At 69.2% G+C, this 18958-nt stretch carries 18 protein-coding genes; 5 read left to right on the top strand and 13 right to left on the bottom strand.

Annotated elements, in window-relative coordinates; all coding sequences use genetic code 11:
* Positions 1 to 8: 8 nt before the first annotated feature.
* From parE to JJQ90_RS20165, 3 genes are all read right to left on the bottom strand, one after another.
* Positions 9 to 2018, bottom strand: coding sequence for a DNA topoisomerase IV subunit B (gene parE, locus JJQ90_RS20175; protein WP_216878058.1), 2010 nt, complete (start codon positions 2016 to 2018; stop codon positions 9 to 11).
* A gap of 98 nt (positions 2019 to 2116) precedes the next feature.
* Positions 2117 to 2605, bottom strand: a complete 489-nt coding sequence (gene dps, locus JJQ90_RS20170) for a DNA starvation/stationary phase protection protein Dps (RefSeq protein WP_216878057.1) — start codon at positions 2603 to 2605, stop codon at positions 2117 to 2119.
* Positions 2606 to 2668: 63 nt separating this feature from the next.
* Positions 2669 to 4282, bottom strand: coding sequence for an MFS transporter (locus JJQ90_RS20165; protein ID WP_216878056.1), 1614 nt, complete (start codon positions 4280 to 4282; stop codon positions 2669 to 2671).
* A gap of 266 nt (positions 4283 to 4548) precedes the next feature.
* Here JJQ90_RS20165 and JJQ90_RS20160 point away from each other — a divergent pair, with 266 nt between their 5' ends.
* Positions 4549 to 5187 carry a calcium-binding protein gene (locus tag JJQ90_RS20160; protein WP_216878055.1) on the top strand — a complete coding sequence of 213 codons (639 nt, stop codon included), beginning with the start codon at positions 4549 to 4551 and terminating at the stop codon, positions 5185 to 5187.
* Between the two features lie 21 nt (positions 5188 to 5208).
* Here JJQ90_RS20160 and JJQ90_RS20155 read toward each other — a convergent pair whose 3' ends face one another.
* Entirely contained in the window at positions 5209 to 6495 is a 1287-nt protein-coding gene (locus tag JJQ90_RS20155; RefSeq protein WP_216878054.1) for an NCS2 family permease, read from the bottom strand.
* Between the two features lie 117 nt (positions 6496 to 6612).
* Here JJQ90_RS20155 and JJQ90_RS20150 point away from each other — a divergent pair, with 117 nt between their 5' ends.
* Positions 6613 to 6939, top strand: coding sequence for an NIPSNAP family protein (locus JJQ90_RS20150; protein ID WP_216878053.1), 327 nt, complete (start codon positions 6613 to 6615; stop codon positions 6937 to 6939).
* 8 nt (positions 6940 to 6947) lie between these two features.
* Here JJQ90_RS20150 and JJQ90_RS20145 read toward each other — a convergent pair whose 3' ends face one another.
* Genes JJQ90_RS20145 through JJQ90_RS20130 form a run of 4 tightly spaced genes read right to left on the bottom strand, consistent with a single transcriptional unit; the run spans position 6948 to position 10247 of the window.
* A complete protein-coding gene (locus tag JJQ90_RS20145; protein ID WP_216878052.1) occupies positions 6948 to 7466 on the bottom strand; it encodes a MaoC family dehydratase in 519 nt (172 codons plus the stop codon).
* 32 nt (positions 7467 to 7498) lie between these two features.
* Positions 7499 to 8428, bottom strand: coding sequence for a hypothetical protein (locus tag JJQ90_RS20140; RefSeq protein WP_216878051.1), 930 nt, complete (start codon positions 8426 to 8428; stop codon positions 7499 to 7501).
* A 2-nt stretch (positions 8429 to 8430) separates the two neighbouring features.
* Positions 8431 to 9726, bottom strand: a complete 1296-nt coding sequence (locus tag JJQ90_RS20135) for a TRAP transporter large permease (protein ID WP_216878050.1) — start codon at positions 9724 to 9726, stop codon at positions 8431 to 8433.
* A complete protein-coding gene (locus JJQ90_RS20130) occupies positions 9723 to 10247 on the bottom strand; it encodes a TRAP transporter small permease subunit (protein ID WP_216878049.1) in 525 nt (174 codons plus the stop codon). The genes JJQ90_RS20135 and JJQ90_RS20130 overlap by 4 nt, the downstream gene beginning before the upstream one ends.
* A gap of 71 nt (positions 10248 to 10318) precedes the next feature.
* Here JJQ90_RS20130 and JJQ90_RS20125 point away from each other — a divergent pair, with 71 nt between their 5' ends.
* The gene (locus JJQ90_RS20125; protein WP_216878048.1) at positions 10319 to 10693 is read left to right on the top strand and encodes a carboxymuconolactone decarboxylase family protein; all 375 of its coding nucleotides are present in this window, start codon (positions 10319 to 10321) and stop codon (positions 10691 to 10693) included.
* A gap of 5 nt (positions 10694 to 10698) precedes the next feature.
* Here JJQ90_RS20125 and JJQ90_RS20120 read toward each other — a convergent pair whose 3' ends face one another.
* Positions 10699 to 11700 (bottom strand): TRAP transporter substrate-binding protein, encoded by a 1002-nt coding sequence (locus JJQ90_RS20120; RefSeq protein ID WP_216878047.1) that lies wholly within the window; start codon positions 11698 to 11700, stop codon positions 10699 to 10701.
* 110 nt (positions 11701 to 11810) lie between these two features.
* Here JJQ90_RS20120 and JJQ90_RS20115 point away from each other — a divergent pair, with 110 nt between their 5' ends.
* A complete protein-coding gene (locus tag JJQ90_RS20115; RefSeq protein ID WP_216878046.1) occupies positions 11811 to 12584 on the top strand; it encodes an enoyl-CoA hydratase/isomerase family protein in 774 nt (257 codons plus the stop codon).
* Here JJQ90_RS20115 and JJQ90_RS20110 read toward each other — a convergent pair.
* The 3 genes from JJQ90_RS20110 to JJQ90_RS20100 are packed head-to-tail and all read right to left on the bottom strand — an operon-like array spanning position 12571 to position 16564.
* Positions 12571 to 13821, bottom strand: coding sequence for an amidase (locus JJQ90_RS20110; RefSeq protein ID WP_216878045.1), 1251 nt, complete (start codon positions 13819 to 13821; stop codon positions 12571 to 12573). The two genes, JJQ90_RS20115 and JJQ90_RS20110, sit on opposite strands and share 14 nt — an antisense overlap.
* A complete protein-coding gene (locus tag JJQ90_RS20105) occupies positions 13818 to 15209 on the bottom strand; it encodes a phenylacetate--CoA ligase family protein (RefSeq protein ID WP_216878044.1) in 1392 nt (463 codons plus the stop codon). The genes JJQ90_RS20110 and JJQ90_RS20105 overlap by 4 nt, the downstream gene beginning before the upstream one ends.
* Before the next feature lie 20 nt (positions 15210 to 15229).
* Positions 15230 to 16564 (bottom strand): MmgE/PrpD family protein, encoded by a 1335-nt coding sequence (locus tag JJQ90_RS20100; RefSeq protein WP_216878043.1) that lies wholly within the window; start codon positions 16562 to 16564, stop codon positions 15230 to 15232.
* A gap of 41 nt (positions 16565 to 16605) precedes the next feature.
* On the opposite strand from JJQ90_RS20100, the gene JJQ90_RS20095 reads away from it, so the two are divergent.
* The gene (locus JJQ90_RS20095) at positions 16606 to 17835 is read left to right on the top strand and encodes an acetyl-CoA hydrolase/transferase family protein (RefSeq protein WP_216878042.1); all 1230 of its coding nucleotides are present in this window, start codon (positions 16606 to 16608) and stop codon (positions 17833 to 17835) included.
* On the opposite strand, the gene JJQ90_RS20090 is transcribed toward JJQ90_RS20095, so the two are convergent.
* On the bottom strand, positions 17828 to 18955 hold the full coding sequence (locus tag JJQ90_RS20090; protein ID WP_216878041.1) for a CaiB/BaiF CoA transferase family protein: 1128 nt from the start codon (positions 18953 to 18955) through the stop codon (positions 17828 to 17830). The genes JJQ90_RS20095 and JJQ90_RS20090 overlap by 8 nt on opposite strands.
* Positions 18956 to 18958 lie beyond the last annotated feature (3 nt).

Raw genomic sequence — 18958 nt, 5'->3', positions numbered from 1 at the left:
TGGGCGCCTCAGGCGTCCACCGACTCCTCATCCAGCCTGGCCGCATTCTCCTGGATGAAACGGAAGCGCAGCTCGGGGCGGCGGCCCATCAGCTCCTCGATCCGGTCCTCGGTGAACTTCCGGTCGGCAGCCTCCAGCACCACGCGCAGCAGGGTGCGGCGCTTCGGGTCCATCGTCGTTTCCTTCAAGGATGCGGGCGGCATTTCGCCGAGACCCTTGAAGCGGCTGACATCGACCTTCTGGTTGGCCTTGAATTCCTTCTTCAGCAGCCGCTCCCGGTCCGCATCGTCGCGGGCATAGATGGTCTTGCCCTGGGCCTGCAGGCGGAACAGCGGCGGCTGGGCCAGGAACAGCCTGCCCTGGCGCACCAGCTCCGGCAGCTCGCGGTAGAAGAACGTCATCAGCAGCGCGGCGATATGGGCGCCATCGACATCGGCGTCCGTCATGATGACGATGCGGCCATAGCGCAGCTTGCCGATGTCGAAGCGGTCGCCGGCGCCGCAGCCCAGCGCCTCGATCAGGTCGCGCAGTTCCTGGTTCTGCCGCAGCTTGTCGGCGCTGGCGCTGGCGACGTTCAGGATCTTGCCGCGCAATGGCAGCACCGCCTGGGTCTCCCGGTCCCGCGCCTGCTTGGCGGAGCCGCCGGCCGAATCGCCCTCCACCAGGAACAGCTCCGTCCCATCCACGCCTTCGCGCGCGCAATCGGCCAGCTTGCCGGGCAGGCGCAGCTTGCGGGTGGCGGATTTGCGTGGGGTTTCCTTCTGCTCCCGCCGGCGGATGCGATCCTCGGCGCGCTCGATGCACCAGGCGAGAAGGTTGTCGGCGCGGCCCGGATCGCCGGCCAGCCAATGGTCGAAATGGTCGCGCAGCGCCGCTTCCACCAGTCTTGCCGCATCCTGGCTGGTCAGCCGGTCCTTGGTCTGGCCCTGGAATTGCGGGTCGCGCACGAAGACGGAGAGCATGCCGGCGAGACCGCCGAGCAGGTCCTCCGCCGTCACACTCGCCGCGCGGCGTTCCTTCTTCAACTCGCCATAGGCACGCAGCCCCTTCACCAGGGCGGCGCGCAGCCCGGCCTCATGCGTGCCGCCCTGCGGCGTCGGGATGGTGTTGGCGTAGGTGGAGAGGAAGCCGTCGCTCTGCTCCAGCCAGGTCACCGCCCATTCCACGCGGCCCGCGCCGTTCGGGAAGGTCGCATCGCCGGCCCAGGGGCTGTGCACCACCTGGCTGCGGCCCTCGATGGCGGCGGCGAGGAAATCGGACAGGCCGCCGGGGAAATGCAGCACCGCCTGGGCCGGCGTGTCCATGCCCGCGACCAGCGCCGGGCCGCAGGACCAGCGGATTTCGACGCCGCGGAACAGATAGGCCTTGGAACGGCACAGCCGGTGCAGGCGCGCGGCGCTGAAGACCTGCTTGCCGAAGATCTCGGGGTCGGGCCGGAAGCGCACCTGGGTGCCGCGCCGGTTCTGCACCGGGCCAACGGTCTTCAGCTTCTGCACCGGCTTGCCGCGTTCGAAGGCATGGGCATGCAGGATGCGGTCCCGCGCCACCTCCACCTCCATCCGCTCCGACAGGGCATTGACGACGGAGGAGCCGACGCCGTGCAGGCCGCCGGAGGTCTCATAGGCCTTGCCGGAGAACTTGCCGCCCGAATGCAGGGTGGTGAGGATCACCTCCAGCGCCGAGAGCTTGGGGAATTTCGGGTGCGGGTCCACCGGGATGCCGCGCCCATTGTCACGGACGGTCAGCCAGTTGTCCGGCTCCAGCGTGACGTCGATTCGGTCGGCATGGCCGGCCACGGCCTCGTCCATCGCATTGTCGAGGATTTCGGAGGCCAGGTGGTGCAGCGCATTCTCATCGGTGCCGCCGATATACATGCCCGGCCGGCGCCGCACGGGCTCCAGCCCCTCCAGGACCTCGATGTCCTTGGCGGAATAGTCGTTGTCCGGCGTGATCGCGGTGGGCGCGGCCGGCTTCGGGGCGGGCTTGGCGGCCCGGCCGGGCTTGAACAGGTCGTTCATGCTGTGTTCTCAAGTTCCGGCCCAAGATAGCGGCCGGATGCGCCCCGCACAACCAAGTCAGCCTGGTGGTGCGGGGTGCGAAGGGGTGGCCTGGCGGCTCAGCCCTCGCCGCTGGCCTCCAGCATCCACAGCGCCTTGTCGAGGTTCTTCGACACGCCGGTCAGGATATCCGCGGTGTCGGCATCGCCGGCCTCGTCGGTCTCGTCGATACCCTCCCGCATCGTCTTGGCCAGCGCCGCGTAGCGGTCGGTCAGGGCGGCGACATGGTCCTTGCCGAGCTTCAGATCGGCCGGATAGGCGGCCAGGCGGGTCTTGGCGGCGACATCCTGGCTGGCGCCGATCGCGGTGCCGCCGAGCTGCACCAGGCGCTCCGCCAGTTCGTCGATATCGGTCTCGAGCGTGGTGTAGAAGGTCTCGAACATCGTGTGCAGGCCGTGGAAGTTCGGGCCCTTCACGTTCCAATGGGCCTGGCGGGTGGTGTTGTAGAGGTCGATGCTGTCGGTCAGGCAGGCCTGGAGGACCTCGATCGAGGTGGCCTTGGCATTGTCCTGGAGGTCGTTGCGGCTCTTCGTGCCAGACTTGGCCATCTGCTGTCTCCGTGGCTGTTGCGTCGCACAGTAACGTAGCAACGGGCCATCGCGTTGCATCCTCTATCCTGGCAATCCAGGCATGACATTCAGGTAGCGCGATGCCCGGGGCGGCGTCGATCCGCGATGCAGCGCGGCGGCGCCGGCGAGGACCTTCATGTCCCATTCGGTCAGCCGGCCTTCCTCCCGCAGATGCTCCGTCCAGCTCTCCATCAACCAGAATTCCACCCAGTGCTCGGGATGGGCGACGTCCTCATACAGCCGCCAGCCCTGCGCCCCGCTGCGCAGCCGCACCTGGCGGCATTGCGCCATGGCGGCCAGGAAGGCGGCGCGATTGGCGGGGTCGATTCGGTAGCGCACGACCTCCATCACCCGGCCGCTGTCGCCCGCCAGCAGGGCGGCGAGGGATTGCGAAACCGGCTCCGGCTTCGGCACGGCGGGGGCGGGGGCGTTTTCGGCGGTGGGCTCGCTGGGCGGGGCCTCGATGGCGTAGCGCCGCACCAGAATGCCACCCGCAGCGCAGCACAGGCCGGACAGGCCCAGCGCCGTGCCGATCCCCAGCGCCTCCCCACCCCAGCCGCCGAAGCCGGCGCCGAGCGTCAGCCCGCCGAAGGTGCTGAGCTGGTAGATGCCCAGCGCCCGCGCCCGCACCCAGGCCGGCACCGAAAGCTGCGCCGAGGCCTGGAGGGTGGAGGCGCCGGCCAGCCAGCCGACGCCGTAGAGAAGCATGGCCAGCATGGCGACCGCCCAATGCTGCGCCTGGCCGAGCAGGATCAGCGCCCCGCCGGTCACCACCATGGCCACCGTCACCGTGGCGCCACGATCCAGCCGGCTGCGCAGGGAAGGCAGCAGGAACCCCGCCGCCACCGCGCCCACGCCCATCGCCGCCAGCATGATGCCGAACCATTGCGGGCCGAGGCCGAGCTGCTGGCGCACCAGCAGCGGCAGCAGGCCCCAGAGCGCCGCGGCGAACAGGAAGAAGACGAAACCGCGCAGCATGATCGCGCGCAGCACCGGGCTGGCGCGGGTATAGCCGAGGCCGGCGCGGATGGCCGACAGGAAGTGCTCCTTCGGCAGGGTGGCGCGCGGTGCCTCCCGCTTCCAGAACACCAGAGCGACGATGACGGCGGCGAAGGACAGTGCGTTCAGCGCGAAGGTCGCCTCCGCCCCCGCCGCCGCCACGGTGAAGCCGCCCAGCGCCGGGCCGATGGTCCGCGCCAGGTTGAAGCCGATGCCGTTCAGCACGATGGCGCCGGTCAGGTCGTGGCGCGGCACCGTCTCCGGCGTCGTCGCCTGCCAGGCGGGGGAATTCATGGCGGTGCCGATGCCGATGGCGAAGGTCAGCGCCAGCAGCCCCCAGGGGCCGAGGCTGCCGGTCCAGGTCAGGATGGCAAGCAGGGTGCCCGCCGCGGCGATCCAGGCCTGGGCGACGATGAGGAACCGCCGCCGGTCCACGATATCCGCCAGCGCCCCGGCCGGCAGCGCCAGCAGGAACACCGGCAGCAGGCTGGCCACCTGCACCATGCTGACCATGAGCGGCGAGGGGGCGAGGGAGGTCATCAGCCAGCCCGCGCCCGTGTTCTGCATCCACATGCCGGTGTTGCTGCAGAGATTGGCGAGCCAGAGCAGCCGGAAGGCCGGATGGCGGAGCGGGGTCAGGGCGGAGGGCAGATGCATCGGGCGGCAACTTGGCGGGCCTTGGCGCCGGGGGGAAGCACCAAAGCGCGCGGGTGATGATCCTGGGTGGCGCCGGTCGGGCCGAGGCGGTCAGGGCGCGGCGAGTCCGGTCGGAAATGCCTAAAAAATAAACATATCCTGAAAATAAGCTCAATTCAGCCTCCGGACGTTCACGAAGGATTTGACAACGACTATTCTCATTAATAAGAGATTTCTAGTGAATGGGGATCGCGCTCCGGTCCCAGTGCGCAGGCAGGGACCACGCCATGACCGGCTACGCCTCGATCCACGGCACGGATCATGATGATCTGATCGACACGATCCACAAAGGTCAGCGAGATGATTTCATCATCGCGAAAGACGGCAACGACACCATCAAGAGTGGTGACGGGAACGACACGATCTATGCGGGCTCCGGCAAGGACCTGGTCTATGCCGGATCCGGCAATGACCAGGTTTTTGGTCAGGCGGCGCAGGACACCATCTATGGTGGCAGCGGCAACGACCTGATCGACGGTGGAAATTCAAGCGATTGGCTTTTTGGTGAAGCTGGCAATGACACGCTGATCGGCGGCCAGGGTTCGGACCATCTCAGCGGCGGGGCGGGCAACGACCTGCTGACCGGCGATGGCAGCGGCGGTTCCAGCCAGTCCGACACCTTCTATTTTGAGAATAATTTCGGAGATGATGTCATCACCGACTTCAACCTCGGCAATGACGTGCTGGAGATCAAGGCCGGCATCAACGGCACCAGCATCGCCAACCCGTCGGACCTGGCGCCCTATGTCGGGGAGGTCGGCGGCAATGCGGTCATCAGCTTCGCCAATGGCGACAGCATCACGCTCCAGGGCGTCTCCAAGGCCGATCTGCTGAGCGATCTGAACGACGTGGTCAACATCGTCTGAGACGTGGATATCGCCTGACGTTCAGGCGAGGGCGAACTTCACCGCCGACAGCGCGGCCAGCAGCCAGACCGCGCCATGGACCTCCCCGGCCCGGCCCGCCATCGTCTTGACCAGCGCATAGCTGAGGAAGCCCAGGCCGATCCCCGTGGCGATGGAGAAGGTGAAGGGCATGGCCAGCGCCGTCAGGATCGCCGGCAGGTATTCGGTCGTATCCTCCCAGGCCAGGTCCTGCAGGCCCTTGGCCATCAGGCAGGCGACGAAGACCAGCGCCGGCGCCGTGGCGAAGGCCGGGATGGAGGTGGCCAGCGGCGCCAGGAACAGGGTCAGCAGGAACAGCCCCGCCACCACCACCGCTGTCAGCCCGGTGCGCCCGCCCGCCTGGATGCCCGCCGCGCTCTCGATATAGCTGACGGTGGTGGAGGTGCCGAGCGCCGCGCCGATCATCGCCCCGCCGCTATCCGCCACCAGCACCCGCCCCAGCCGCGGCACCGTGCCATCCGCGTTCATCAGCCCGGCGCGATGGGCCGTGGCGATCAGCGTGCCGGTATTGTCCAGCAGATCCAGTAGGAAGAAGGTGAAGACGATCGCCACCAGCCCGAGGCTGAGGGCGCCGGGGATGTCCATCTGCAGGAAGGTCGGCGCCAGGGAGGGTGGCAGCGCCACCACGCCCTTGAACTCCGTCAGCCCGAAGGGCAGCCCGATGGCGGCGGTGGCGAGGATGCCCAGCACGATCGCCCCCGGCACCGCCCGCGCCGCCAGCCCCGCGATCAGCAGGAAGCCGGCGCAGGCGATCAGCGTGCCCGGCGCCGTCAGCCGGCCCAGCCCGACCATGGTGGCGGGGCTTGCCACCACGATGCCCATGCCCTGTAGCCCGATCAGGGCCAGCAGGAAGCCGATGCCGCCGGCAATGCCGAGCTTCAGCGACATCGGGATGCCGTTGATGAGCCATTCGCGGATGCGCAGCACGGAGATCAGGAAGAACAGGAAGCCGGAGACGAAGACCGCCCCCAGTGCCACCTGCCAGGGGATGCCCATGGCGCCGACGACGACGAAGGCGAAATAGGCGTTGATCCCCATGCCCGGCGCCAGCGCAATGGGGAAATTCGCCAGCAACCCCATCAGCAGGCTGCCAATGGCCGCGGCCAGGCAGGTGGCGACGAAGGCGGCGCCGTGGTCGATGCCGGCGGCGGCCAGGATCGAGGGATTGACCACGACGATATAGACCATGGTCAGATAGGTCGCGACGCCGGCCAGGACCTCGGTGCGCGGCGTCGTGCCGCGCGCGGTGAACTCGAAGAAACGATCCACGGGCAGGCGTCTCCGGCGGGTTGGAAGCGGCCAAGCCTAGGCGGTCGTCCTGTGTTGTCCAGGCGGATTGATCGGTGACACGCCGCAGGGCAGGCTTCCGGGCAGGGAGGACCCAGCATGATCCATGAATTGCGCATCTACCACTGCATCACCGGCCGCCTGCCGGCGCTGCTCAAGCGCTTCGAGACGGTGACGCTCGATCTCTGGGCGCGCCACGGCATCCGGCAGGCGGGGTTCTGGACCGTGGCCGTGGGGCCCTCCAACCAGGACCTGTACTACCTGGTCGCCTGGGAGTCGCTCGCCGAGCGCGAGGCCAAGTGGGCCGCCTTCCAGGCCGACCCCGAATGGATCGCGAAACGCGCGGAGAGCGAGGCGGATGGCCCGATCGTGGAGAGCATCAGCAACCTGATCCTGACGCCAACCGCCTTCTCCGCCGTCCGGTAGCGGCGCGATCAGTAATTCGCCTTCTTCTCCACGTCGAAGCCGCGCCGGGCGATCAGCATGGTGCGGTCGAATTCGCAGACCAGCTTGCCATCCTGGTTGAAACCGCGGGTGCGGACATTGACGATGCCGGCATTCGGGCGGGATTTGGACTCGCGCTTGTCCAGCACCTCGCTCTCGCCCGACAGCGTGTCGCCGGCAAACAGCGGGAAGGTCAGCTTGATCTCCTTCCAGCCGAGATTGGCGATGGCTTTTTGGGAGACATCGCTGACGCTCATCCCCACCAGCAGCGCGACGGTGAAGGGGGAGCAGATGATGCAGCGGCCGAATTCGGAATGCTTGGCGTATTCCGCGTCGAAATGCATCGGGTGCTGGTTCATGGTCAGCAGGGTGAACCAGGTGTTCTCGGTTTCCGTCACCGTGCGGTTCGGGCGGTGCTCATAGATGTGGCCGGGCACGAAATCCTCGAAATAGCGGCCGAAGCTTTCGCGGAAGCGGTTCGGCGCCACCTCGGCATGCGTCTGCACCATGCTGGTTCTCCCAAATTTGTCCGGACAAATTATTAGCGCATCCTGCGGCGGCGCGCGAGAGCCCGATAGGCCGGCGCGACCAGCATCGGCATGATGAAGAGTGTGAGTTGCGCGGCGGCCACGATCAGGCCGAGGTCGCTGTCGCCCGGCGTGCCCAGCGCCGCCAGCAGCAGCACCATGTTGCGCGATCCGCTGACCAGGGCGGCGGAAAGCGCACCCTCGATGGGGGCGGCGCGGAACACCAGCCAGCCGATGGCCTGGAGCACCAGGTTCAGCACCAGCGCGAAGCCGATCATGCCCAGGAACTGCAACGGGCGCGCGGCCAGCGCCTCGCCCACCCCGGCCATGCAGGGGAAGGCGGAGATGGTGATGAGCACCACCAGCCAGGCGTCGATGGTTGGCGCCGCCTGCCGCAGCGCCGGCCGTCCGACGACCGAGGCCACCAGCCAGGCGCCCGCGAAACTGCCGCCCACCATGATGCCGAGCCGGATCGCCATGGCGCCGGGATCGACCTGCGCCCCCACCCCCATCAGCCCCGCGACCAGCGGCAGCCAGAGTGGGGCCAGCGCGTTGGAGGGGATGGCGACCACCGTCAGCAGCGCGGCATCGGCGCCGAGCAGCAAGGCGAAGGTGGCGGCGGACATGACCGATGGCGCGGCGGACATCAGCACCGCCGCCGAGAGAAAGGCGGAGTCCGGCGACAGCACCGCCCCCAGCACAAGCCAGACGAGCAGCGGCACGCCGAGGGTGACCCAGGCCAGGATCAGCAGCGCGAGCGTTGGCCGCCGCAGCACCTGGCCGAAGGCCGCCGGCTCGATCCGCAGCAGCCCGCAGAGCATCAGCGCGATGGACATCAGCACCAGCGAAGGCCGCGTCGCCTCCGCCACCTCCGGCAAGGCGACGCCCGCGAGCGCGCCCACGGCGATCAGCTTCAGGCCGTGGCGGCGAATCCAATCGCCCAAGGTCATCCTCGGAGGGAGGTGGGCAGCGCCGTGACGATCTGCGGGAACAGGGTGATCAGCGCCGTGAAGACCATCATGATGGCGCAGAAGGGCCAGGCATAGCCGGCGATGCGGAAGATGTTCTCCTTGGTCAGGCCCTGGATGACGAAGAGGTTGAACCCCACGGGGGGCGTGATCTGCGCCATCTCGATGGTGATGATGAGGAAGACGCCGAACCAGATCGGGTCGAACCCCGCCGCCACGGCCAGCGGCAGCGTCACCGGCAGGGTCATGACGATGGCCGAAAGCCCGTCCAGGATGCAGCCCAGCGCCAGGTAGAACAGCAGCAGCACGAAGATCAGCATATAGGGGTGCAGCCCCCAGGACTGGATGGCATTCGCCACATCCGCCGGCAGGCCGAGCCTCGCCATGGCCTTCGACAGGAACAGCGCGCCGACGATGATCAGCCCGATCATCGAACAGGTCTTCACCGTGCCCAGCAGCGCGCCCCACATCCCGCGCAGCGTCAGCGTGCGCTGGCCCACCGCGACCAGCAGCGCGCCGAGCACGCCGATGGCGGCGGCTTCCGTGATGCTGGCGAAGCCGAAATACAGGCTGCCCATGATGAAGCAGATCAGGAAGGCGATGGGGATCAGTTGCAGCAGCGCCAGCAGCGCGTCCTTCGTCGGAATCGCCGGCTCCTGCGGCGGAACCAGCGTCGGGTCCATCCAGGCGCGGAAGGCGATGTAGCCCATGAACATCACCGCAAGGCCCAGGCCCGGCACCAACCCCGCCATGAACAGTTCCAGGATCGAGGCATCGGCGACGACGCCATAGACGATCATCGGGATCGAAGGCGGAATCAGGAAGCCCAGCGTGCCCGCCCCGGCGAGCGACCCGACCGCGAGCCTTCGGTCATAGCCACGCCCAAGCAACTCCTGAAGCGTGATCCGCCCGACCGTCGCCGTTGTTGCGGCGCTGCTGCCGGAGACGGCGGCGAACAGCGTGCAGCCCAGCACATTCACATGCACCAGCCGCCCCGGCAGCAACCGCGTCCAGGGCGACAGGCCCTTGAAAAGGTTCTCGGACAGCCGCGTGTGGAACAGGATCTCGCCCATCAGGATGAACAGTGGCAGGGTGACGAGTTCCACCGCCGTGGCGCTGGACCAGATGTCGCCGGCCAGGAAACGGTCCACCCGCATGTCGCGGAAGACCTCCAGCGCGACGATGCCGATCGACATCAGCGCGACACCGACCCAGACGCCGCCGGCGAGGGTCACCAGCAGCATGCCGACAACGAGAAGGAGCGGCGCGGTCATTCCACGCCTCCGCTCGCCAGCGCATCGCCGAGGTCCGGCGCCTCTCGCCGCAGAAGCCGCAGCAGGCGCGCGACGAGACCCAGCAGCAGCAGCGTGAAGCCCAGGGTCAGCAGCAATTGCGGCATCCAGACGGGGGTGGCCATGGGGTAGTAGGAGGTGCTGCCGAAATCGAAACTGCGCAGCAATTGCTGCCACAGTGTCTGCGTGGCGAAGCCGATGACGCCGATGGCGAAGACGCAGCCCGCCATGTCCAGCAGCCTGGCGGCCGCCGGCGGCAGGGTCTGCATCAGCACCGCGACGCGAATATGCCCGCCCTGCCGCAGGGTCCAGCCGGCGCCGCAGAACAGCACGAAGCATTGCAGGTAGATCGCATACTCCACCGCCCAGGGCTGCGACCAGTTGAAGAAGCTGGTGGCCAGGACTTCGACGATCAGGATGGTGGCGAGCAACGCCGCGGAGATCGCGGCCAGCCAGGCCCCGGCGGTGCAAAGCGCATCCACGCCACGCAGCAGCATGCTCATCCGGCGAAGCCTCGCCTTGCGGGACAGCGTCGCGTTAGCCTGGGGGGATGAGGCATTGGAAGGGTCCCGTCATGGCCGATGAGGCCGAACATTTCGAATCCACCCTCGGCGCCGTGCCGGAGAGTGTCGCGCTGCTGCGCCGCCATGCGCCGGAGGCTTTCGCGGCCTATCTGATGGCCCGGGAGGCTGCCTATCGCCTGCCGCCCGAGGGGCATCTGCCCTTGGCGAGCAAGGAGCTGGTCTTCATCGTGCTCGATGTCGCCGCCGGACATGTGGAAGGCGCCGTCGCGCATGCGGAGGCCGGTCTGCGCGCCGGCCTCACGCCCGGCCAGATCATGGAGGCGCTGGGCATCGCCATCCTGATCCACGGCCATCAATGCTGGGCCAAGGCGGGCGCGGCGGTGATGCGCCGTGTCGAGGAACTCACCACCGCGCCGCCTGGCTGACAGCGTCACGCCCGCCCGACGCGCCGGCGGAATTCCTGGATGATCGGGCCCGCCGCCGGATTGGCGCGGGCGAAGTCATCGGCCATCGTCGCGGTCGCGGTCCGCATCGCCTGCACCAGGGCCGGGGAGGGGTCCTCCACCGTCATGCCGTTGCGCTGCAGCTCCGCCATGCGGGTCGCGTGCTCCGCCTTGGAGACGTTCCAGAACTCCGGCTCCATCCGCTTGGCGATGTCCTGGATGGTGGTGCGGGTGGCAGCCGGCAGGCGCCGCCAGCTTTCCAGGTTCACCAGCATCAGGTTGGTCGCCCAGAGATGGTTGGTGACGTAGGTGTGCTTGAGGAATTCCCAGTAGCGCTGCGCCGCGGCCGTGGTGCCGGAGGTCATCACCGCATCGACGCGGCCGGAGGCGAGCGCCGGCACCACATCGGGGTTGTTGAGCTGCTGCGGCACCATGCCGAGCCGCGTGCACATCTCCGCCGTCACGCGGTCATAGGTGCGCATGCGCACGCCGCGCAGATCGGCCGCGGTGACGATCGGCTTCTTGAAGTAGAAGTTCTGCGTCGGCCAGGGCACCATGTAGAGCACGCCGACGCCACGCCGCTCCAGCTCCCGCTCCCAGGTCGCGCGGACCAGGCTGTGCATGATCTGAAGCTCGTCGTAATTCGCGATCAGGAAGGGCAGGCTCTCGATGCCCAGCAGCGGCAGGTCGCCGACATTCTGGAAGCCGGCGGATTCCGCCATGGGGACGACGCCATCACCCACGCCGCGCACCGTCTCATTGGCGCGCACGCCCAGCGCGCCGCCGGGATGCACCGTCATCTGCACGGCGTCGTTGGTGGCCTTCTTCACCTCGGCGGCGAAGTTCTGGGCATTCACCGTGTGGAATTCGGTCGGGCCCCAGGGCAGCGAGACGTCCCAGCGCACCTGCGCCTGCGCGCCCACGTCCCGCATCGTCGCGCCGGCCAGCACCGCGCCACCTGCCACCCGCATCATATCGCGTCGCCGCATCTGCCCACTCCTTGTGATGAAGCCCCTGTGAGGCGAAGCCAAGCATGGGGCGTGCCAGTCGACAAGGAATTTGTACGGACAATTTTCTGCGCCTGGATTAGTCTTCGTCCATGACCCTCCGACTGCTCCGCCAGGCTGGCATCGCCACCCTGCTGATCGACAATCCCGTCCGTCGCAACGCCATGGGCCGCGCGATGTGGCAGGCGCTGCCCGGGCTGGTGGCGCAGGCCGTGGCCGATCCCGCCATTGCCGTGCTGGCGCTGACCGGCCAGGGCGCGCATTTCTGCGGCGGCGCCGACATCGCCGAATTCGCCACGGGCTATGCGACGCCGGAAGCCGCATCCGCCAGCAATGCCGCGATCCGCGCGGCGGTGGACTCGCTGGCCGAATGCCCGAAGCCGGTCGTCGCCGTGATTCGTGGCGCCTGCATCGGTGGCGGCGTGGCGATGGCGCTGGCCTGCGATATCCGCATCGCCGCGGAAGATGCCCGTTTCGCGGTCACTCCGGTGAAGCTCGGCCTCATCTACAGCCAATCCGACACGCAGCGCCTGATCCGCACCGTGGGTGTCGGACGGGCGAAGGAGATGTTGTTCACCGCGCGGATGGTGGAGGCGGCGGAAGCGCTGCGCATCGGCCTGGTGGAGCGGCTGCTGCCGCCTGATGACTTCGAGGCGGGGGCGGCGCAGATCCTGGCCGGCCTCGCCGCCACCTCCCGCCCCGCCTTGCGTGCCGTGAAGCGGATGGCGGATGCCATCGAGGCCGGCGCGCCACCCGATGCGCCGGAGCTCGACGCGCTGTTCGAGGACCAGTTCCGCGGCGCCGATTTCGCCGAGGGCAGCGCCGCCTTCCTCGCCAAGCGGCCGCCGCGCTTCACGGCGGGCTGAGCATCTCCGCTATGCCCACCAGCAGCGCCTCCGCATGCGGGCGCCCGACGAGCTGGACGGAGGCCGGCAGACCGCCATCCGTTGCCGGCCAGGGCAGGGCGATGGAGGGCAGGCCGGCGAAGTTCGCCAGCGCGGTGAAATCCGCCTGATCCACCGGCGCCGGCGTGCCATGGGCGAAGGCACGCTGCGGCGCCGTTGGCATCAGAAGCGCATCGCAGCGGTCGAGCGCCCGCAGCGCCGCGGCGGTCACCTCCTCCAGCCGGAACAACGCCCGCATCAGCCGCAGCGTGCCGGCATCCCGGCCATAGGCGAGGGCGGCGCGGAAGCCGGGGGTCGCGGCCTCCGGATTGTCGATCAGCGCCTCATGCAGCGCCGCCGCCTCCGCCTCCACCAGCAGCAGCCCGGCGCGGCGGGCCTGGGTGGGGTGCCAGGCGGGCATGGCCACCGGCTCCACCATCGCGCCCTCCGCGCGCAGATGCGCCGCCGCGGCGGCCCAGGCGGCGCGCAGTTCCGGCTCCATCTCCGCCGCCAGCACGGGCTCCGGCAGGCCGATGCGCAGCCTGGAGAGGTCCGGCGGGGTCCGGGGCACGGCGTGCCAGCCGGCGGGGGCAGGGCGCCAGGCGGGATCGCCCAGATCCTCCGCCACCATCGCCTCCAGTCCCCTGGCGGCCAAGCGCGGCGTCGTGGCCAGCATGCCGACCGTGTCCAGCGCCGGGGACAGCGGCACCACGCCGCTGCGACCCAGCAGGCCCCGCGTCGGCTTCAGCCCGACCACGCCGCAATAGGCGGCCGGAATGCGGACCGAGCCCATGGTATCCGTGCCGATGGCGAGATCGACAAAGCCCGCCGCCACGGCGGCCCCGGACCCGCCGGAGGAGCCGCCCGGCGTGAAACCCTCCCGCAGCGGATTCATGCAGCGGCCGAAGCCCGGCGTGTCGGTGGTGGCGCCCAGCGCACCCTCATGCATCGCCAGCTTGCCGAGAATGACCGCGCCCGCCTGCCGCAGTGCCGCGACGCAGGGCGCATCGGAGCTGGCGACGCGATCGCGGAAGGCGGCGATGCCGGCGGTGGTGCGCAGCCCCGCCACATCGACATTGTCCTTCACCCCAAGCGCCAGCCCGGCCAGTGGCCCGGCGACGGCCGTGGCCAGGGCGCCGGCCGCATCCACCTGCCAGAAGGCACCGATGGCCCCATCCTGCTGCGCGATGCGGTCGAGGAAGACGGAAATATCGCTCATTTGCGGTCGTCGATCAGGCGGATCGGCTTCTGGCGGCTTTCCACCTGGGTCAGCGCGGCCAGGCTGCCAGGCGCGCAGAGCGCGACGCCGATCTCGACGCCGAGGCGCTGGCGCAGAATGCCTTCCAGCCTTTCACGCATCGCGTCATCGCTGGCGCCGCGCACCTCCAGATGCGCGGTCATCGCATCGCGGCCCTCGCTGCGACTGACGCGGCAGATGAATTCGCCCGTCGCCTCGCCGGCCTGGTCCACCAGCAGCGCGCCGATGCCGGTGGGGAACAGGTTGATGCCGCGCAGCTTCACCATATTGTCGGAGCGACCCAGAAAGCCCTTCATCCGCCGGAAGGGAATGCCGAGGGGGTTCGGCCCGAGAACTTCCTCCGTCACGTCATGGGTGTTGAAGCGGATGATGGGGAAGATGTCGTCCTTGAACAGGCAGGTGCAGACCATGTCGCCCAGCGTGCCTTCCGGCACCGGCAGGCCCGTATCGGGATCGGCGATCTCCAGCGCATGCGCATCCTCCATGATGTGCATGCCGCTGCGGTCCGGCCCCTCGCCGGCAATGATCCCGGTATCGCCCACGCCATACCAGTCATAGACCGCGGCACCACCCCAGGCGGCGGAGACGCTCGCCTGGGTCTCGCTGCCGAGATGCGCGCAGATCAGGCGGATCGGGATGTCGCGGCCCGGCACCAGCCCTTCGTCGCGCGCCACGTCGGACAGGCGCCTTATGTAGTCGGCGAAGCCCACGATGGCGGTGGCGCCGAACTGCTTCATGATGAAGACCTGCTGCGCCGAGCGCGTCTCCACCCCCGTGCCGGCCGAGAGGAATTGCGCGCCGACCCAGTGATGCACGGCCTCACGCACATAATGGCCGCCATTGATCATGCCGTGGCCGTAGACGGAGTGGACCACATCCTCCCGCGTCATGCCGGCCATCAGGTACATCCGCGCCAGAAGGCGGTTCTGCACCTCGCGCGATTTCGCGCCGAACAGCAGCGGCTGCGGCGTGCCGGTGGTGCCGCTGGTGGTGTGGAAGATGATCTGCGGCCGGCGTTCCGGCGGATGCGCATCCCGCCCATGAAAATCGCCGAGCGGCGGATAGGCGGCGACGGAGGCCATCAGATCCGACTTGTCATAGGCCGGCAGCTTCGGCAGGTCGTCGAGACCCCGGATGTCCCCCGGCTCGATCCCCTTGGCGCCCCATAGCCGCTGGTAGAACGGCACCTTCCAGGCAAAATCCAGCAGCTTGCGGAAGTCCCGATCCTGCCGCGCGCGCAGCGCATCTCGGGAAAGGCCTTGCAGCGCGTGCGGAAAGTCCGGCCCGATCGGGTAGTCCCGCAGCAATGCCGGGTGGTCCATGGCCGTGACGTAGTCGAAGACCGGCATGCGGGGTGGTTCCTTCGGGATCAGGGGAGAAGCGCGTCGAGCGCGGCAGGGGCGGCGCCTTCGGCCAAGGCGAGTGTCGCGGCGATGATCGCCTCGATCCGATCCGGCGCGACTTTGGCGCTGGCCATCAGCATCCGCGCCTTGCCGAGGATGCGCGGCTGCGGCAGCGGGTTCTCCGGATCACCCAGCGCATCCGGCACCTCGGCGCGGTGGCGCGTGCCATCCTTCAGCGTCAGCGTCACGGCTGCGCCGTAGCGCATCGGATAGGCGGCGCTGATTTCCGGGTCGCGGCGGATCGTCACGCGTTGGCGCAGCGCGGCGAGGCCCGGATCGGTGAACCCCGCTGGCGCAAAAGCCTCAAGCGGCGGCGGCCCGTCGCGCAGCGCCACCGCGACGGCATGCTGCAGCGAAAATTTGGACTGGATGACGCTGGTGGGAGACGGGTTGTCGCAGAAGGCGATGGCGTCGCCATAGCTCGCCACCTCCACCGCCGCGATGGCGTCGATCTCCGGGCCGCGCAGCGCCAGGGCGGCATCGATGCTGGCATGGCAGTGGCGGCAGGCGGGCCAGGGCTTGAAGCTGGTGGCGTGCACCATCCAGGGCGCCTCTGGCTCGGCCAGCACACGTTCCGGCCGCGCATCCGGGGCGAGACCGGCGAAGACGCCGAAGGGGCCTTCCAGGATCAGCCGCGGGCCGGTGAGGCCCAGCGCCGCCAGCTGCGCCGCTTCCAGCCCCATCACCGCCGCGCGCGCCGTGTGCAACTGCTTGGTCATCACCGGCTCCGCCCGGCATTGCCAGACGCCGCCGGCCTGCGTGCCGGCATTGCCCAGCGCCCAGACGGTCGCCTTGTCATCCAGCCCGAGCAGGGAGGCCGCGGCCGCCGCCGCGCCGAAGGGGCCGCAACTCGCGGTGGGATGGAAGTGGCGGTAATGCGCGGGGCCCATGGCCCGGCCGATGCGGATTTCCGCCTCATAGCCGCGCAGGATCGCATCCAGCAGCGCGAGGCCATCGGCGCCGCATTCCACGGCCAGCGCCAGCGCGGCGGGCATGATGACGGGGCCGGGATGCAGGATCGCCTCCCGATGCACATCGTCCATCTCCAGCACATTGCCGAAGGCGCCATTGGCGAAGGCGGCGTCGCGGGCATTGGCCTGGCCGCCGAAGATGATGCGCGCCGCGCCGCCCGGCTGGCGCGCGGCATGGGCCTGGAACACGCCGCCCACCTCGCTGGCCGCGCCGGCCACGGCGCAGCCGATCCAGTCCAGCAGATGCAGCGCGGCGCGCGCGCGATCCGCCTGGGTGATCGGGCGGTGCAGCAGCGTGGTCAGATGCTCGTTGAGGGAGGCGTCGGCCATCGGATTTGCCACGAAACTTGTCCGGACATATCAACGGAAGCATGACCAGCGCGCAAGCCGTCTCCGTCACCGCATTTCTCGCCACGCTGCCCCGGGGGCTGCGGGTGTTCATCGCCGGAAGTGGCGGGGAACCGCTGGCCGTGCTGGCGGCGATGCCGCCGCGGCCGGACCTCACCCTGCTGGCGCTGCCGATCGCGGGGGTGAACCGCACCGATCTGCCGGCCATCGCCCCCGTGGAGGCCGCCTTCATGACGCCGGAGCTGCGCCCCGGCCTGGCCGATGGCCGGGTGCGCTTCCTGCCGCTGCATTATTCCGAGGCCGATGCCTGGCTGCGTGGCCCAGCGCGTGCCGACATGGCGATCTTCCGCTGCGCCGCGCCGCGCGACGGCGGCGTTTCCCTGGCGCTGGCGCATGATTTCGTCCCGGCGCTGGCCGCCGTGGGCGCCGCATTGGTCGCTGTGGTGGATCCGGGGCTGCCGGACGTGCCGGATGGCATCAGGCTGCCGCTGGACCGGCTGCATGCACTGGTCGACGGCCCCTCCGACTCGCCCATCCTGCCGGCGGAGGTGCCGGGCAGCGCGATGCAGGCCATGGCACGGCATGTGGCCGGGCTGGTGCGGGATGGCGAGACGGTGCAGCTCGGCATCGGCGCCGCGGCCAATGCGGTGCTGGGCGCGCTGCGCGATCATCGGCGGCTGCGCTACCACGCCGGCATGATCTCGGACGGCGTGCCGGCGCTGCTGGATGCCGGCGCGCTGGAAAGCGCGACCACCGGCATCGCTTTGGGCAGCCAGGCCCTGTACGACCGGCTGGCGCGGGAGCCGCGCATCGCATTCCGCCCCGTCTCCGAAACGCATGACGCGGCAAGGCTCGCGGCGATTCCACGCTTCATCGCCATCAATGCGGCGGTGGAGGTGGATCTGTTCGGGCAGGTGAATTCGGAGATGATCGAGGGGCGGCAGATTTCGGCGCAAGGCGGCGTCGCGGACTTCGTGCGAGGCGCGCGGCGCAGCGCTGGCGGCCGTGCGGTGATCGCGCTGCTGTCCAGTGGCCGCGGCGGCACGGTCACGCGCATCGTGCCGCGCCTCGCGCCCGGCACGCCGGTGTCCATCACCCGAGCCGACATCGATGTCGTGGTGACGGAACATGGCGTGGCGGAGCTGCGCCATGCGGATATCGACCGGCGGGCAGAACGGCTGATCGCGATCGCCGCGCCGCAGTTCCGGGACAGGCTCGCGGAGGAATGGGCGGCGATGCGGCGCGCTATGTAGCCAGCCGGCGCCGCGCCTCCGCCACCACCTCCGCCGTATGCTCGCCGAGCGCGGGCAGCTTCGGGTTCAGCGTGCCGGGTTCGTCGCGGAACTTGATGGGCAGGCCGATATGCAGATGGCCCTCCTCATCCCGCACCAGCATCTTCCGGGCGGCGACCTGCGGCCCGTCGAAGGCTTCCTTGAGGTCGAGGACGGGCGCGAAGCAGACGTCGCGGCCGTTGAACCAGGCTTCCCATTCGTCGCGCGTGCGCGTGGCGAAGGTGGCGCGCAGAAATTCCCGCGCGGCGTCATGGCCGGGGCCGGGCGGACCGGAGGCGCCGGGGATTAGATCGGGGCGATCCAGCGCCCGAAGCAGCGTCTCGACGAATTTGTGCTCGGCGCCGCCCAGCACCACCCATCTGCCGTCGCGGGTCGGATAGATGTTGTAGAAGGCGCCGCCGCCCCATTGCCGTTCATGCTTCACCACAGGCGCGCGATCCTCGCCGAAGACGGCGCCGGTCGCATTGGGCAGCCAGGACAGGGTGGCGTCGAACATCGCCATGTCGATCACATCGCCGCGCCCGGTGCTTTCCCGTCGCAGCAGCGCCATCAGGATGCCGGACAGGGCGAGCAGGGAGGCGGTGACATCCGCCACCGGAATGCCCGGATGGGTGGGCTTGCCGTCCTGACCGAGATTGACGGCGAGCGTGCCGGCCAGCGCTTCCACCGCCAGGTCATGCGCGGGGCGGCGGCTCTCCGGCCCGTCCTGGCCGAAGGCGGAGATGGAGCAATAGACCAGCCGGGGATTCAGCGCCGTCATCGCCGTGGCGCCGATGCCGAGGCGATCGGCGACGCCGGGCCGGAAGGCCTCCACCAGCACGTCACAGCTCCGCGCGATGTCGCGAAAGGCATCGAGCCCCTCGGCCGTCTTCAGATCCAGCACGATGGATTTCTTGCCGCGCCCGATATTGCGGAACCACACGCTGTGGTCGCCGGCGCGCTGGCCGATCTGGCGCACCGGCTCGCCGGAGGGCGGCTCCAGCTTGATGACCTCCGCCCCATGATCGGCGAGGATGGTGGTGAGGTAGGGGCCCGGCAGGAACAGCGACAGGTCGAGAACCCGGATGCCTTGCAGCTTCATCGC

The sequence above is a fragment of the Falsiroseomonas oleicola genome, assembly GCF_019029495.1.
Taxonomy (GTDB): Bacteria; Pseudomonadota; Alphaproteobacteria; order Acetobacterales; family Acetobacteraceae; genus Falsiroseomonas; species Falsiroseomonas oleicola.
This window is presented reverse-complemented; position numbering and strand designations above follow the sequence as displayed.

What these genes read in the sequence shown, in the direction of transcription:
- JJQ90_RS20110 (WP_216878045.1), bottom strand. Translation starts at nt 13,821, where the DNA reads ATGAGCGATATTTCCGTCTTCCTCGACCGCATCGCGCAGCAGGATGGG.
- parE (WP_216878058.1), bottom strand. Translation starts at nt 2,018, where the DNA reads ATGAACGACCTGTTCAAGCCCGGCCGGGCCGCCAAGCCCGCCCCGAAG.
- JJQ90_RS20145 (WP_216878052.1), bottom strand. Translation starts at nt 7,466, where the DNA reads ATGGTGCAGACGCATGCCGAGGTGGCGCCGAACCGCTTCCGCGAAAGC.
- JJQ90_RS20150 (WP_216878053.1), top strand. Translation starts at nt 6,613, where the DNA reads ATGATCCATGAATTGCGCATCTACCACTGCATCACCGGCCGCCTGCCG.
- JJQ90_RS20165 (WP_216878056.1), bottom strand. Translation starts at nt 4,282, where the DNA reads ATGCATCTGCCCTCCGCCCTGACCCCGCTCCGCCATCCGGCCTTCCGG.
- JJQ90_RS20100 (WP_216878043.1), bottom strand. Translation starts at nt 16,564, where the DNA reads ATGGCCGACGCCTCCCTCAACGAGCATCTGACCACGCTGCTGCACCGC.
- JJQ90_RS20090 (WP_216878041.1), bottom strand. Translation starts at nt 18,955, where the DNA reads ATGAAGCTGCAAGGCATCCGGGTTCTCGACCTGTCGCTGTTCCTGCCG.
- JJQ90_RS20115 (WP_216878046.1), top strand. Translation starts at nt 11,811, where the DNA reads ATGACCCTCCGACTGCTCCGCCAGGCTGGCATCGCCACCCTGCTGATC.
- JJQ90_RS20160 (WP_216878055.1), top strand. Translation starts at nt 4,549, where the DNA reads ATGACCGGCTACGCCTCGATCCACGGCACGGATCATGATGATCTGATC.
- JJQ90_RS20120 (WP_216878047.1), bottom strand. Translation starts at nt 11,700, where the DNA reads ATGCGGCGACGCGATATGATGCGGGTGGCAGGTGGCGCGGTGCTGGCC.
- JJQ90_RS20105 (WP_216878044.1), bottom strand. Translation starts at nt 15,209, where the DNA reads ATGCCGGTCTTCGACTACGTCACGGCCATGGACCACCCGGCATTGCTG.
- JJQ90_RS20135 (WP_216878050.1), bottom strand. Translation starts at nt 9,726, where the DNA reads ATGACCGCGCCGCTCCTTCTCGTTGTCGGCATGCTGCTGGTGACCCTC.
- JJQ90_RS20130 (WP_216878049.1), bottom strand. Translation starts at nt 10,247, where the DNA reads ATGAGCATGCTGCTGCGTGGCGTGGATGCGCTTTGCACCGCCGGGGCC.
- JJQ90_RS20125 (WP_216878048.1), top strand. Translation starts at nt 10,319, where the DNA reads ATGGCCGATGAGGCCGAACATTTCGAATCCACCCTCGGCGCCGTGCCG.
- JJQ90_RS20095 (WP_216878042.1), top strand. Translation starts at nt 16,606, where the DNA reads ATGACCAGCGCGCAAGCCGTCTCCGTCACCGCATTTCTCGCCACGCTG.
- dps (WP_216878057.1), bottom strand. Translation starts at nt 2,605, where the DNA reads ATGGCCAAGTCTGGCACGAAGAGCCGCAACGACCTCCAGGACAATGCC.